The organism is Flavobacterium sp. HJJ (assembly GCF_015351475.1).
Classification (GTDB): domain Bacteria; phylum Bacteroidota; class Bacteroidia; order Flavobacteriales; family Flavobacteriaceae; genus Flavobacterium; species Flavobacterium marginilacus.
On sequence record NZ_JADKPR010000011.1, the window covers coordinates 38,230 to 53,601 of the forward strand.

The 15,372-nt window shown below is 34.8% G+C and carries 13 protein-coding genes; 3 read left to right on the forward strand and 10 right to left on the reverse strand.

The window, feature by feature from the left end; translation table 11 throughout:
* Positions 1 to 4: 4 nt before the first annotated feature.
* Both IRZ80_RS10345 and IRZ80_RS10350 read left to right on the forward strand, forming a co-directional pair.
* Positions 5 to 2,824: a M16 family metallopeptidase gene (locus IRZ80_RS10345; protein ID WP_194641489.1), complete on the forward strand. Its 2,820-nt coding sequence runs from the start codon at positions 5 to 7 to the stop codon at positions 2,822 to 2,824.
* Positions 2,825 to 2,953: 129 nt separating this feature from the next.
* Entirely contained in the window at positions 2,954 to 4,987 is a 2,034-nt protein-coding gene (locus tag IRZ80_RS10350; protein WP_194641490.1) for a protein-disulfide reductase DsbD family protein, read from the forward strand.
* Positions 4,988 to 5,079: 92 nt separating this feature from the next.
* On the opposite strand, the gene IRZ80_RS10355 is transcribed toward IRZ80_RS10350, so the two are convergent.
* From IRZ80_RS10355 to pyrH, 3 genes are all read right to left on the reverse strand, one after another.
* The gene (locus IRZ80_RS10355; protein ID WP_194641491.1) at positions 5,080 to 7,578 is read right to left on the reverse strand and encodes a DUF5686 family protein; all 2,499 of its coding nucleotides are present in this window, start codon (positions 7,576 to 7,578) and stop codon (positions 5,080 to 5,082) included.
* A gap of 120 nt (positions 7,579 to 7,698) precedes the next feature.
* Complete coding sequence (frr, locus tag IRZ80_RS10360) at positions 7,699 to 8,262, reverse strand: ribosome recycling factor (RefSeq protein WP_194641492.1); 564 nt, start codon at positions 8,260 to 8,262, stop codon at positions 7,699 to 7,701.
* A gap of 73 nt (positions 8,263 to 8,335) precedes the next feature.
* On the reverse strand, positions 8,336 to 9,043 hold the full coding sequence (gene pyrH, locus IRZ80_RS10365; protein ID WP_194641493.1) for a UMP kinase: 708 nt from the start codon (positions 9,041 to 9,043) through the stop codon (positions 8,336 to 8,338).
* A 476-nt stretch (positions 9,044 to 9,519) separates the two neighbouring features.
* Between pyrH and IRZ80_RS10370 the strand changes: the two genes are divergently transcribed.
* Positions 9,520 to 10,137, forward strand: a complete 618-nt coding sequence (locus tag IRZ80_RS10370; protein ID WP_194641494.1) for a thioredoxin family protein — start codon at positions 9,520 to 9,522, stop codon at positions 10,135 to 10,137.
* 327 nt (positions 10,138 to 10,464) lie between these two features.
* Here IRZ80_RS10370 and truB read toward each other — a convergent pair whose 3' ends face one another.
* The 7 genes from truB to IRZ80_RS10405 all read right to left on the reverse strand — a co-directional run bounded on the left by truB (position 10,465) and on the right by IRZ80_RS10405 (position 15,335).
* A complete protein-coding gene (gene truB, locus IRZ80_RS10375; RefSeq protein WP_194641495.1) occupies positions 10,465 to 11,163 on the reverse strand; it encodes a tRNA pseudouridine(55) synthase TruB in 699 nt (232 codons plus the stop codon).
* Positions 11,163 to 11,960 (reverse strand): undecaprenyl-diphosphate phosphatase, encoded by a 798-nt coding sequence (locus IRZ80_RS10380; protein WP_194641496.1) that lies wholly within the window; start codon positions 11,958 to 11,960, stop codon positions 11,163 to 11,165. The genes truB and IRZ80_RS10380 overlap by 1 nt, the downstream gene beginning before the upstream one ends.
* A 92-nt stretch (positions 11,961 to 12,052) precedes the next feature.
* Positions 12,053 to 12,301 carry a DUF3098 domain-containing protein gene (locus IRZ80_RS10385; RefSeq protein WP_194641497.1) on the reverse strand — a complete coding sequence of 83 codons (249 nt, stop codon included), beginning with the start codon at positions 12,299 to 12,301 and terminating at the stop codon, positions 12,053 to 12,055.
* 51 nt (positions 12,302 to 12,352) lie between these two features.
* Positions 12,353 to 13,228, reverse strand: a complete 876-nt coding sequence (locus IRZ80_RS10390; protein ID WP_194641498.1) for a cell division protein FtsX — start codon at positions 13,226 to 13,228, stop codon at positions 12,353 to 12,355.
* A 163-nt stretch (positions 13,229 to 13,391) separates the two neighbouring features.
* Positions 13,392 to 14,267, reverse strand: a complete 876-nt coding sequence (locus IRZ80_RS10395) for a sulfate/molybdate ABC transporter ATP-binding protein (RefSeq protein WP_194641499.1) — start codon at positions 14,265 to 14,267, stop codon at positions 13,392 to 13,394.
* Complete coding sequence (gene modB, locus IRZ80_RS10400; RefSeq protein WP_194641500.1) at positions 14,264 to 14,941, reverse strand: molybdate ABC transporter permease subunit; 678 nt, start codon at positions 14,939 to 14,941, stop codon at positions 14,264 to 14,266. The genes IRZ80_RS10395 and modB overlap by 4 nt, the downstream gene beginning before the upstream one ends.
* On the reverse strand, positions 14,934 to 15,335 hold the full coding sequence (locus IRZ80_RS10405; RefSeq protein WP_194641501.1) for a molybdopterin-binding protein: 402 nt from the start codon (positions 15,333 to 15,335) through the stop codon (positions 14,934 to 14,936). Before IRZ80_RS10405 ends, modB begins: the two co-directional genes overlap by 8 nt.
* Between the last annotated feature and the right edge of the window lie 37 nt (positions 15,336 to 15,372).

The following is a 15,372-nucleotide window of genomic DNA, read 5'->3' on the forward strand; positions in this document are numbered from 1 at the left end:
AAAAATGCTTAAAAAACACAAATCAGCTTTTGCTTTTTTATTCGCAGTTGGAAATGTTTTCTTTTCAAATGCACAAAATTTCAAGACCGATGACCCAATCGCGGTCAATCAGAAAGTTACCAAAGGTGTTCTGCCCAACGGCATGACATATTATATTTATCCAACTGCTGTCAATAAAAATACAGCCAGTTATTATATCATTCAGAATGTAGGTTCAATTCTGGAAAATGATCAGCAGAAAGGACTGGCGCATTTTCTGGAGCACATGGCTTTTAACGGGACCAAGCATTTTGAAGGGAAAGGCATTTTGAATACGCTTCAAAAACAAGGTGCCATTTTTGGCAAAAGCATAAATGCTTATACCAGTACAGATGAAACCGTTTACAACTTAGATAACATTCCGTCCAAAGATGGCAGTGTAGTCGATACTTGTTTACTGGTTTTGCACGACTGGTCTAATTTTTTGTCTTTGACAAATGAAGAAATCGATGCCGAACGAGGTGTTATTACCGAAGAATGGCGTACAAGACAAGATGCAGGACAGCGCATTTACAATCAATTATCGCCTGCCTATTATAACAACTGTCTGTATGCGCAACGAGCGCCAATTGGTGACATGAACATTGTTAAGAATTTTGATTATCAGGTTTTAAAAGATTTTTATAAAGATTGGTACCGCCCAGATTTGCAGGCTATTGCTATTGTAGGTGATATTAATGCAGTTGAAATTGAAGAAAAAATTAAAAAGCTTTTTGCTGATATTCCAGCACCTCAAAATCCTAAAAAGCGTTTTGAAATCGCTATTCCCGAAAGTGAAACGTCTGTTTTTAAGTTGGCTTTGGATAAAGAAATATCCAATTCAGGAATTACCTATATGATTCGCCATACAGCCGAAAAACCAGAAACGACGTATGCTGATTTAGAAAAATCTACTCAGCGAAGCATTGCATTTTCGATTCTAAATAATCGTTTGGCCGAAATGGCGCAAAAACAAGAATGCCCGTTTAAATCTGCACAAATCGGTTATCAAAATTATTCGCGTCTCAATGATATTTTTTATATCAGTATTTCGCCAAAACCTAATATGCAGGCTATTGCTTTTACAGCTGTGATGAACGAATGGATGCGAGTTTCTAAATTTGGTTTTTCGAAAGGAGAAATTGAAAGAGCTGTAGCCGAAAATATTTCAGGCTATGAAAATTATCTTGAAAAACTAAATGAGATCTCTCATAAAAGTGTAATCGGTATGGTTAAAAATGATTATTTGAAACATGAAATCATTGGTGATCCAAAAGCTGAATTTGAAATGGTAAAAGTAATTCTGAGCAATTTAGATACTAAAATTCTTCAGGAGCAAATCAATCAGCTGTACACGGCAAAAAATCGAGTAGTAGCAGTAACAGGAGTCGAAAACGAAAATAATCTGAATCAGGAACTGGCTTTTGATATTATAAACAAAGCAGAGAATGACAGTACGTTACAGCCTTATGTAGATTCGTTTGTTGGTAAATCTCTTATGGGCGATGTAGTCTTAAAAGCTGGTAAAATTGTTTCGGAGCAAAAAACAGCTTCAATTGATGCTACTACTTATGTATTAAGCAATGGTGTAAAAGTGCATTATAAATTTGCCGACAAAAATAAAAAAGATGTAAAATTAAAAGCAGAAAGTTTTGGCGGAATTTCTCTTTATGATCTAAAAGATATGCCTTCGGTAAGCCGTGCGACAAGCTTGGCTATGATGTCAGGTTTGGGGTCACTTTCAAACACTGATTTAGAAAAAGTACTGAAAGGAAAAATAGCAGGAGCTTCTGTCGAAATTGAGAATTTTACTGAAACAGTTTCAGGTTCGGCCAATGTAAAAGATATCGAAACCATGATGCAATTGGTTCATTTGCGTTTTGCTCAACCAAGATTTGATGCAGATATGTTTGCACTGTTGAAACAAAGAATGCAAAATTCCTTAAAGAATAAAGAAAAAGATATCCGTTCTAGAATGGGAGATAGTTTGACACTTTCCATTTACGGAAAAAACAATCCAAAAATTCGCTTGATCGATCAGAAGTTTGTAGATGATTTGTCTTTTGATAAAATGAAATCGGTGTATTTTGATCGTTTTGCCGATGTTGCTAATTTTGAATTTTACATTGTAGGAGATGTAACTCCAGAGGTTCTGAAACCATTATTAGAGAAATATATTGCCAGTATTTCTGGCATCAAACGCAGTGAAAAATTCAAAGACAATACGGTTGACTGGGTTTCTAATAAAATCGATAAAGATGTTTTTATAAAAATGGAAACACCAAAGAGTTCTGTTAGAATTAAATTCCTTGAGGATTATACATATTCTCAAAAAAATAGAATTACAGCTTCCTTTTTAGGCGATATTCTAACTTTGAGATACACCGAAAGTCTGCGCGAAAAAGAGGGCGGAACCTATGGTGCTCAAGTGAGTGCGGGCTTAGGAAAACTGCCAAAACCGAATGCCTCGCTTTCGGTTTCATTTGATTGCGATGCGAATAAAGTAGAGCAATTATTGCCAATTGTATATCAGGAAATCGAAAAAATAAAAAAGGGAAATATTCTGAGTGAAGATTTAGAAAAAACCAGAACGAATTATATAAAAGCAAGAGCTGACAGTAAAGATTTTAATGCTTTCAGCATGGATTTAATCTATAATTATTTTCATAATGATTACAATATGGATGATCCAAAAAATTATCTGGACATTGTAAAATCAATGTCTGATAAAGACATTCAGGATTTTGCAAATTCCTTTTTGAAAAAAGCTAAATCTTATGAAGTGGTTTTTAAACCGTTGTTGTAAGAAGCATATTTATTGTTTTCCCTATCATTAATTATTTTGAATTAGTACCTGATTTAGTTTTTTTAGTGGAATTGTATTGAGGGCTGTTTTATTGCTATTCAGCCCTCTTTATTTTAAATTTTTTATCATATGAACAAAGTTATATTTTCAGTAATTTTTTTATTGCTGTTTACAATATTCGTAGATGCTCAGGTTTATAATCCAGTGAAATGGAAAACCGATGTTGTAAAGATTTCTGACAGTGAATTTGAACTGCAGGCCAAAGCGGTGATCGAAAGCGGCTGGCATTTATACAGCCAGAATGTTTTGGACGGCGGGCCGATACCAACGCATTTTACTTTTCCAAAAAGTTTCGATTTTCAATTAATCGGGTCAGTAAAAGAAGGAAATGGCAAGACAATTAATGATCCTGTTTTTAAAATGCTGATTAAGTTTTTTGAAAAAGAAACGGTGTTTAAACAGCGTATTAAAGTAACCAGAACAAAACCGTTTGCAATTAAAACTGAAGTCGGATTTATGGTCTGCAACGATGAAAACTGTCTGCCTCCCAGTGATGAAGAAATTGTGTTTAATGTAGATCCGAAAGCGGTAACTGCAGTTAAAGCTGAAGAGAAAATTCTCAAGGAGATTTTTTCTGCTGATTCTTCAACAGCTGTAAAAACTAATGAAACTGTTGCGGTTAAAGCTGTGGCTGCAGAGATTCCAGAATTAAAAAGGGAAGTGAAAAAGCCTCTTAAAAACAACAATTCAAAAAGTTTTTTAGGCATTTTTATTATCGCTTTTTTATCAGGATTTGCAGCTTTATTAACGCCCTGCGTTTTTCCGATGATCCCAATGACGGTGAGCTATTTTACCAAACAGAGTAAAACCAAAGCTGCAGGAGTAAAAAATGCGCTGATTTACGGTTTTTCTATCGTAATTATCTATGTTTTACTGGGGTCTATTGTAACCGCGGTTTTTGGTGCAGATTCTTTGAATGCGCTTTCAACAAATGTTTGGTTCAACTTGATTTTCTTTATTTTATTGGTAGTTTTTGCGTGTTCGTTTTTAGGAGCTTTTGAAATTATACTGCCAAATTCCTTAGCTAATAAAGTAGACTCGCAGGCAGACAAAGGAGGGCTCATAGGGATTTTCTTTATGGCATTGGCATTGGCAATCGTATCATTTTCCTGCACTGGACCTATTGTAGGGACACTGCTGGTTGAAGCGGCTTCCAAAGGAGGAATTGCACCGATTGTTGGGATGTTAGGATTTTCGATCGCAATTGCACTGCCTTTTTCATTATTCGCTGCTTTTCCGGGCTGGTTAAATGCACTGCCAAAATCCGGCGGATGGCTCAATACTGTAAAAGTTGTTTTGGGATTTTTAGAATTGGCTTTGGCTTTTAAGTTTTTATCAAATGCCGATTTGGTTTTGCAGCTGCATTGGTTAGAACGGGAGGTTTTCTTAGCCATCTGGATTGCTGTTTTTGGAGTTTTAGCTTTTTATCTGTTCGGAAAAATTACATTGCCGCACGATTCTCCCCAAAATCATATTTCGGTAGGAAGATTGACTCTTGGATCGCTTGTTTTGAGTTTTACGATTTATCTGATTCCCGGACTTTTTGGAGCACCTCTTAAATTAATCAGCGGTTTCCCTCCGCCAAAGCATTACAGCGAATCGCCTGACGGTTTTGGTGCTAATAATTCAAACGAAGTGAATACTCTTTTGCCGGAAGGCGCAGAATTTGGTCCGCAGAATATTATCACTTTTCATGATTATAAAAAAGGAATGGAATTTGCCAAAAAAGCAGGAAAACCTGTTCTATTAGATTTTACTGGATATGCCTGCGTGAACTGCAGAAAAATGGAAGAATTAGTCTGGTCTGATTCAAAAGTTTTAAATGTATTGAAAAATGAGCTGGTTTTGATTTCATTGTATGTTGATGATAAAAAGGAACTGCCAGCAGATGAACAATACATTTCTCAGACAACTGGAAAAAAAATCAAAACTATCGGCAATAAATGGAGCGATTTACAGATTAAAACTTATAAAGCAAATGCACAGCCATTTTATGTTTTAGTAAATCATTCGGGAGAATCTTTAAATGAACCTTCGGCTTATAATGCTGATATAAATAACTATCTGTTTTGGCTTCAGGATGGGATTTCTAATTTCAACTGAATCAATATTTGAAGAATAAAAAAGGGAATAGTTTTTAATTGTTCCCTTTTTTGTTTACAAACAGTTATAAACTGCTTTAAATAACAGGGTTTTTAAATCCCTAAATCAAGAATAAAAGTCAGTTTTACTGCGATATTGTCTTTTACCTCGCTTAGATGATTTGGTCCATATCGGTAATAACCTCCAAGACCCAATCCGTTGAAGATCTGATTAAGTTCCAGTCCTGATTCGAAAAAGCCTTTATTCAGAGTTTTAAAGTTGAGGCCAGCATGGTTTTCTTTGTTTTTTATATTACCCCAAGCCATTCGGCTTACAAAATCTATGGAAGGTTTTATTTTTTTGAAAAGAAATATTCTGCTGAAACCATGCTTGAATTGAAAAGACATGAACTCGCTGGAAAAAAATTCGTTGAAATACATGGTTTCAAAACTATTTTTGCCCGCAAAAGTAATTCTCTTAAAAATGGTTTCCTGGTTGAGATTGTTTGGTGAGTTGCTGTACAGCTGTGGAAGCGGTATATCGCCAAAGCCACAGCCAGCTTCAAGCAGTAAAGAGGTTCTCTGGCCATTTAAATATTTGATTTGATAATCGGCCTTAAAATCAATTTTGGTAAAACTAAAATCATTCTTAAGTACCTCTGGTATGGACTGCGTCAGCTGCAATGTAAATTTTGGAAACCTTTTTTCAGCCTCAATCCGCCCGCTTGGAGTCTGCATATAATCGCTTCTTGGGTTCCATCTCAAAGAAAGCGTTGCCGTAGTCATCGTGTAACTATGGTAGGAAGTGCCGTTGAGGATGTACGTGTAATCAAATTGCGGCGTTACAAAAGTATTGGCTAGTGCCAGAACACTTTCTGTTTTTGGGATAATACGGCTTTCCAAAGCAATTCTCCAGCGTTCATATCTGTAAAAAGTATTGAAGTTTATCGTGCGCGGATCATAAATTTTAAAGGCTTTTTTATCAACGGCATAATCAGTGCTGGCGATGTCCCGAAGATCATCGGTATAGCTTGCTCCGATCCAGGTATTCGAGAATTTATCCACTCTGGCACTGGCTCCTGCATTGTATTTGAAGTTATGATCCCGAAGTCCGTAAGCAGCATATCCTTCCAAACGGTATTTTTTGGATAAAAAATCATTGGTTGTACCGCCAAAGCCCAGCCTCAGTCCTTCATAATTATTGTAGCTTAGTATTTTTCGCAGATCGAAATCCCAAAAGCTGAAAGGAAGGTAACCTGTAAGTATTTTTCGACCAAAATTCAGTTTTCTTTCAATTCTTTTTTTTATCGAAATGCTGTCCAGCGATAAATAGGTTTTTTCGCTTCGGCTGTCCAGACTGTCTTTTCGGAATTCAGTCCAAAAGCTTTCAGGCTTATTTATTGCATTATCCTTAATTTCGACCTGAACTATGGGTTTTTTAATCGCTACAGGCGTTGTGTACTGAATGTCGAAATTGGTTGTTTTGGAAAGCAGGTAAATATAATCGGTTTCACTTCTTTTTCTGGGCGTAAGGTCTTCTTCAATATCACCGTCGAACTGAATAGTGCCACCCAGAATTTTGATGTCGTCATCATTAGTTCCCTTTACAATTTTAAACGTCGTTACGGTAGGAAACCACAAATATTTCTCTGGGATAAATTCAAATTCATGCACGCTGCTAATGTCTAATATGCCTTTGATGCGGATAATTGCTTTTGTGACGGCATAATTTATCTCATCGATATACAGGATTCCTTCCAGACCGGCAGCTTTTGTCTTTTTTTTGTTTTTGAAATGAATCATGTAAGTATTTCGGCCGTTTACAGCCACTGTATCCAGCAGTTTGTAGTTGTAGTCGTTTAATGCATTATCTGCTATTGGGCTGTTGTATTTGGTTTCAAAAAGCTCATATTTTGGATCGTATATGGAGTAAGACTGAAGATTAAATGTTAGGATTTCATAAACAGGCTGTTTGAATCCTGCCATTTTTGTACCCAGAATGGTTTCTTTTAGTCTTTTACCGTCAAATTGAAATTTTGATACTTTCTCTGTTTGAAACAAATGCTGTTTTTTGATAAGCTGTTTGAATTTATAATCGGTAGAATCCAGTTTTTTTAGATAAGTTTCAAATGAATTGGTTACAAAAACAGAGTCTATTGATCCGTTGATGGAGTCAGGATTGGCTGTAACTATAAGTTTGTTATAGGATTTGTATTCATAGCTTTTCAGCCTTTCTTGAGGATTGTTCTGCGTTTTATTCTGAATGGCTTTTTTTATAATGGCCAATGCCGGATTGATATTTGAAATTCGGACTTCATTGAGGTAGTCTGTTTTTTGCTGTAACAATATTTTGTAAAACAATTGACCGTCGGTAACGGTAATTGTTTTTTTCTGATATCCTACATAAGAAACGGTAAGAGACGAAATTTTGTTTTTGGAAGATATACTAAATTTTCCGTCAACATCCGATATACTGCTCGAACCTTCATTTGAAACAATAGAGGCAAAGGGAAGTCCTTTTTGGCTTGCAGCATCTTTTACAATTCCGTTTACCTGAAATTGTGCCTTTAGCGAAAGCGTAAAAAAGAAGAACAATAAAATACAGTGCTTCATAAAAACGTTTTGTTACAAAAAAAGAGATTCGGTTTTAGTTTGTACTCGTAAAAAAGGTATAAAAAAAATCTGTCGTGTTCCTATTGAACTTGACAGATTTCTTTATTTTTTGGCGAAAGATTATACTTTCATTATTTCGGCTTCTTTCACTGCTAGAAGTTCGTCAATTTTTTTAATAAAAGAATTGGTTAAGTTTTGAACTTGTTCTTCGGCGCTTTTGCAGATATCTTCTGAAGTTCCTTCTTTCTCTAATTTTTTGATATCGGTATTGGCATCTTTTCGAGCGTTTCTAACACCAATTTTAGCATCTTCTGACTCTGATTTAGCTTGTTTGGCAAGTTCGCGTCTTCTGTCTTCGGTTAAAGGAGGAACACTGATAATGATTACGTCACCGTTGTTCATCGGGTTAAAACCTAAATTGGCAATCATAATCGCTTTTTCTATCGGATGCAGCATGTTTTTTTCAAAAGGCTGCAAAGTGATTGTTCTGGCATCAGGAACGCTGATTTTTGACACTTGAGACAAAGGCGATGCAGATCCATAATAATCTACAAAAACACTTCCCAGCATTGCAGGCGATGCTTTTCCTGCGCGAATATTTAAAAAAGCTTTCTCTAAATGTTCAAGAGAGCCATTCATCGATTCTTCGGTGCTGTCTAATATAAATTCAATTTCTTCAGTCATGATTTAGATTTTTAGATTTCAGATTTCAGTTTCCAGATTGCTATACTGCCATCTAAAAACTGCCTGCTGCTAACTATATATTAACTACTGTTCCAATATTTTCTCCTTCACAAATTTTCAATAGGTTTCCCGATTTATTCATGTCAAAAACGACAATTGGCAATTTGTTTTCCTGACTCAAAGTAAAAGCTGTAGTGTCCATTACATTCAGTCCTTTGCTTAAAACATCATCAAATGAGATGAAATCATATTTTACTGCATTGGCATTCTTTTCAGGATCACAATCATAAACTCCGTCAACACGGGTACCTTTTAAAATAACATCTGCATTGATTTCGATACCGCGCAGAACAGCTGCTGTGTCTGTAGTAAAATAAGGGTTTCCTGTTCCGGCACCAAAAATTACAATTCTTCCTTTTTCTAAGTGACGATCCGCTCTTCTTTTGATATAAGGTTCTGCGATGGATTCTATCTTTAAAGCTGTCTGTAAACGGGTTTTTATTCCCTTGTCTTCAATAGCGCCTTGTAAAGCCATTCCGTTAATTACAGTTGCAAGCATTCCCATGTAATCTCCCTGCACTCTGTCCATTCCTTTACTGGCTCCTGCAACACCTCTAAAAATGTTTCCTCCACCAATTACTATAGCAATTTCAACTCCTGTATTATGAAGCTGCTTGATTTCATCGGCATATTCTGCCAATCGTTTCGGGTCAATACCATATTGCAGATCACCCATTAAAGCTTCACCACTTAATTTCAGAAGGATTCTTTTGTATTTCATCAGTCAATTTTGTTTTTAAGGTTTCCTTTCATTTGTCGAAAGTAAATCTGCATCACTCGTTTGGGTTCAATGCTGCGAAATTTGTGCAAATATAGACATATTCTGTTTTTTTTGAAAATAGAGTTCCTAAATATTTAAATTAAGTTTTTTTGAGATTTTTTACAGATTTCTTTCCAATGCTAAAATATATTCTGTTCTAATTTTATTGGTTTTTAAATGTGTTTCGAAGGAATAAAATTGAGGTTTTAACTGTCTGATGACTATAATTATAATGTATTTTATTTGCTGTGGGATGATTTTTATCACATTTTAAGGATAATCATATCTCTAAATTTGTTTCAGATAAACTTGTATATGAAAGGAACATATTGTTGTTGAGACAACGGTAAAGTAATCACGAAAAAACGATGAAATAGGTTGCCATTATTCAATAACAATATGTGAATTTCTTTGATTGAAAATTAAATTTCAGATAAATGAAAAGTTTGGTAGCTAGAGCATTATTCAATAGTTATTCCTATTCTGAATATAAGAAAATTGTAAGCGATCTGCTGTCAGAAGGCAAGTCAACAGGAAATGAACAGTCGCTTGACCTGTTGAATTATAGTGCTTTGAACGAAGCAAGGATAAAACGTCTGGACAAAACTATAACTGTTTTTGAGCATATCAGCACGAAACTGAAAACATTAAAAAAAGAATATATTTGGTTAGTCATAGCCGAAGGATGGTGTGGTGATGCAGCCCAAATTTTACCGATATTAAATAAAATGGCCAGCGAATCGGATAAAATAAAATTAAAGATTATTTTCAGGGATGCTAATGATGACCTGATGAATCAATATTTAACCAATGGAGGAAGAGCAATTCCAAAACTTCTGGTCATCGACAAAGAATATGGAAAAGTCTGCAGTGATTGGGGACCAAGACCAAAAGGAGCTACAGATTTAATTGTAAATTATAAAAAACAATTTGGGACAATAAATGAAGAGGGCAAAGCACAGCTGCAGTTATGGTATCTAAAAGATAAAGGGCTGTCTGTGCAGGAAGAAGTTGTTGAGATGATGTTTTCTATAAAAGAATGTGTTTGTTTATAAGGATAATTTTTTTTTATAATAAAAAAATGTATCTTAGTGCCTGATTACCAGATCTATTATTTTTTGATTTACTTTTTTTTATTGGAGTATTTAAATATTGTTGAACTATTTAAAAAACTACGTTATGAAAAAGCTGTTTGAAAAGTTTTATGACTATGTTACACAGTTGCTATTTGGGAATGATAGTGCAACTCATTATTAACAGATAGTGAATGTAAATGGGAAAAAGTGTTCATAAACACTGCTTAAATTATAAAAACACATTATAAATCGAATTTGTGTATTTGTAATGTGTTTTTTATTAGGATAAATATTTGGAGTTCAAATTTATTGTTTTGGAATCAGCGTATTTACAAAATCATTCACATCAATGGCATCGGCTACATTATAATCGCCAATTTTAGTTCTTCTTAAAACGGTTAAGTGTGAACCAGAATTCATGGCTTTTCCAAAATCATAAGCCAAGGAACGAATGTAAGTTCCCTTACTGCAGACAACTCTAAAATCAACTTCAGGAAGCGCTATGCGGGTGATTTCAAATTCATGAATGGTAGTTTTCCTTGAAGCAATTTCTACTATTTCGCCAGCTCTTGCGTGTTCATACAGGCGGACACCGTCTTTTTTAATAGCCGAAAAAATAGGTGGTTTTTGATCAATTTCTCCTAAAAACTGTTTTACCGTTTCGTGAATCAGTGAGTCGTCTATATCTGAAGTGTCGAAAGTTTGGTCAACTTCTGTTTCTAAATCGTAAGAAGGCGTTGTGGCTCCAATATAAAAAGTGCCTGTATATTCTTTGGCCTGCCCCTGCAGTTCGGATATATTTTTGGTGAATTTCCCAGTACAGATTAATAAAAGACCGGATGCTAATGGGTCTAATGTGCCAGCATGCCCAATTTTGAATTTTTTTGGCAGTCCAGCTTTGTTGATCAGCGCATATTTGATTTTATTTACTGCCTGGAAAGAAGTAAAATGCAGCGGTTTGTCAATTAAGAGAACCTGACCGTTTAAAAAATCTTCGGCAGTCATTAAATTATAGTCAAAGGATGAATGAAGTAGTGAATTGCAAGCAATACGATTCCAGCAATGATTCGGTAGTAGCCAAAAACTTTAAAACCGTTTTTTGTCAAAAATCCAATGAAGCTTTTAATTGCCAAAAGAGCAACAATGAAAGCGACAATATTTCCAATAACCAGTAAATTAATCTGGTCATCAGTTAGTATAAATCCGTCTTTATAATAATCATAGCATTTTTTTGCCGTAGCTCCCAGCATGGTAGGAACAGCAAGAAAGAAGGAGAATTCTGCTGCAGAAGTTCGAGAAAGTTTTTGTGACATTCCGCCGACAATAGAAGCACCGCTTCTTGAAACTCCCGGAATCATCGCAAGGCATTGGAACAAACCAATTTTTAAAGCCTGCAGATAAGTGATTTCATTTGAAGTTTCGGAAGTATCTGGATTGTTGAACCATTGATCCACTTTTAATAAAATTACACCGCCTATCAATAATGAAACAGCAACTGTTACAGGATTTTCAAGCAAAGCATCAATTTTTTTACTGAAAAGTAAACCAAAAACAACAGCCGGAATAAAAGCGACTAATAATTTGAAGTAAAAATCAAAGGATTGAAAAAAACGCTTGAAATACAAAATCACAACTGATAAAATCGCTCCAAGCTGAATTACAATAGTAAAAAGTTTAGTGAAATCGTCATGCGCAATTCCAAAAAAAGAAGAAGCAATAATCATGTGACCGGTAGAAGAAACAGGCAGAAATTCAGTAATTCCTTCGATAATAGCAAGAACGATAGCTTGTAGTGTATTCATTTGGATTTTTAGATTATTGGACTTTTAGAAGTTTAGATATCTTAGATTTTTTAGAAGTCAAAACTGTCTAATAATCTAATTTGTCTAGTTATCTATTGATCTTTTTTTGGATTTTTAAGAATAGCATAAATAGTAATTCCAAAACCAATTAGTACTGTTGTTGGTGCCAGACGGATTCTTCTAAAGTTGAAAATATCTTCATTGAAAACATTTGGGTCGTCACTGCTGCCTCCAGACATTAATATAAATCCGAGAACTATAACAGCAATTCCAATAAATAGAATTTTATAGTTTACTTTTTCAAAAAGGAATTCGTGTTTGTTTTCTTCGTTGTTTTTCATTTTCAATTATCATTGCAAGGAATGAAGTAATCTCATTCCTATATTTTAAATTTAGTATAAATCGTCTGTTCTTAAATTTAAGAAACGCTGTGTTGCAAAATAAGTACTTAACCAAGTGATTAATACACCAATTCCAAATATGGCAATTAATACAATGGCTACTACTAATTTATCGTCCAAAATTCCAAGACCAGGGTACATATTGTTTAGATAAATGAGTAATATCAGTAATGCAATAATAGCCAGACCGGCACCAATCATTCCTAATTTTATACTGCGCATTACAAACGGTTTACGGATAAAAGATTTTGTTGCACCCACCATCTGCATAGTTTTAATGATAAATCGGTTGGAATAGATTGATAATCGTAAAGAGCTGTTAATAAGTAATACGGCAATAATGGTCAGTAAACCGCTTGCGATTAATATCCACATACTCACTTTTTTAATATTGTCATTAACCAGATTTACAAGCTGTTTGTCATAAACAATATCCGAAATCATAGTGTTTTTGCGTAAGCGCGATTCTATTTTGGCAATACTGTCTCTTTCAACAAAATTGGCTTTTAAGTGAATATCAAAAGAGTTCTGCAAAGGGTTTTCTCCCAAAAAAGTAACAAAATCTTCACCAATAATATCCGAATGCTGTTTTGCTGCTGCTTCTTTGGTAACATAAACAAAAGATTTGGCAAAACGCGCAGTTTTTAGCTCCTGATCAAAAGCTTTCAATATACTGTCATTAGCTTCGTTCTTAAAAAACACGGTCATCGCAATTTCTTCTTTGAAATCATCAGCCAGTTTTTTAGAATTTATAATGAAAAAGCCCAGTATTCCTAAAAGAAATAATACTAAGAATATACTCAGAACTACAGAGAAATAAGAGGAAAGCAATCTGCGTTTTTGGAATTTATCAAATGATGAAGCCATAGTTTGTTGTAATTATGGGGTAAAAATAATAAACATATTCTTTAATTTGAAGTTAATAACGGTCAAAGTTTAAACTTTAGCATAGAAAGATGATTTTTAAACACGAATTAGTACGAATTAGTTTTTGCGAATTGGTAATTTGTGGTTGAAAAAAAATTAAAAATTACTTCAATTTTGTCAAAATTGGATTAAATGCTTTCGAAGAAACCACTATTTTTTCGCCAATGCGAAGCGTTTCAATTTCCTCTTCCATAGCAATTACTTTTACGATGTTGCTTCCAATTAAAACCGAAACAATATAAATGAAATTTTCTTTTTCGATTTTTAAAATCTCCCCGATAAATTGAAATTTTCCGCTATTGGAATGGTTCGAAAATACTTCGGATGGCGTTCCCTGCTTTGCAATTTTTCCGTTTTCAATAACGATTACCTGATCTGAAAGTTTGTAAATTTCGGAAATATCATGACTGACCAAAATGGTGGTGAGCTTGTATTTTCGATGTACTTCCAAAAGATAATCCTGAAGTTTCAAACGCATTTCGGTATCAATTGCCGACAGCGGTTCGTCCAAAAGCAGAATTTTAGGTTTTCGGATCAAAGCTCTTGCCAATGCCACACGCTGTTGCTGTCCTCCCGATAATTGATCTGGTTTTTGATGCTGCAAAGAAACGAGTTCCATTGTTTGAAGCAGTTCATCAACAATGATTTTATCTTGTCCTTTTTCTAAAGCAAAAGCCAGATTCTCGCGAACGCTCATATTCGGAAACAAGGCATAATCCTGAAAGACATAGCCAATTTTACGTTTTTGCGGTGGTAGATTTATTTTGGAATTTGTATCTAACCAAACAGCATTATTTACTTTAATAATTCCTTCGTCGGGATTTATCAAACCGGACAACATTTGCAAAGTCGTAGTTTTACCAGAACCCGAAGCGCCATATAAAGTCACAAAATCATTTTCCTTCACTTGAAAATCAAGATTCAGAATCATTTCTCCCGATGCGGACTGCAGTTTTTTATTGATTTTAAATTCAATCATGGCAACGGACTTGTTTTGCTGAAACGGCGGTTAATACTATAAACACTCAATAAAACAACAAAAGAGAAAGCCAGCAAAATAGCCGAATACACGTTGGCCGCATGATAATTCATCGCCGTTACTTCATCGAATACGGCTATAGAAACGACTTTGGTTTGGTTTGGAATGCTTCCGCCAACCATTAATACGACTCCAAACTCGCCAATAGTATGGGCAAAAGTTAATACAATACCAGTTAATAGTGCCGTTTTCATATTTGGAAGTAATACATGTAAAACGGTTTGCCATTTGCTTTTTCCCAAAGTATAAGACGCATCAATCAGGTTTTTGGATATTGATTTGAAGCCGCTTTGAGCGGGCTGTACCATAAAAGGCAGACTATATAAGACTGATGAAATGACCAATCCTGTAAAAGTAAACACCAGCCGAATATCAAAATAAGTGTCCAGAAATTTCCCAAAAGCATTTTCGGGGCTAAAGGCAATCAATAAATAAAAGCCCAAAACCGAAGGCGGTAAAACCAGTGGCAAACTTACAATTGCTTCGATAATCACTTTCGATTTTATTTTGCTATACGCCAGCCAATACGCCAATGGCAGTCCTACAATCAATAAAATTATGGTCGTGGTGAATGCTAATTTTAGCGTGAGATATATCGGTTCAAAATCAATCATGCGACAAACTTATTTCGTTGGTTTTTATCATCGCGGTGATTTCGTCATTTTCTTTAATATCGAGCTGATCAAAAGCGGTTCTTGTGATTACAGAAGCAATGTTACAAGAACCAAAACGCAATTTTATTTTACAAAGCAAAGTTCCCTTTTCGAATGAATCAACAATACAATCTATTTTATTCTGAAGGCTTATAATTCCTGTGCTATTTTTAGCCAGAATAACTTCGGTTTCTTTGAAAAGTAATTTTATGCTGTTTCCTATTTTAAGATAATCAGCTGTTTCAGGTGTGTCAATTACGATCGAAGTCAGTATATTATTTTGCACTTTTACTTTGACCAAAGACAAAGAGCCTTCTGTTATTATTTCGGTAATATTTCCTAAAAGTGAGTTCATTTTTGTTTGTATTGAAAAAAAGCTAACACGAATTTCA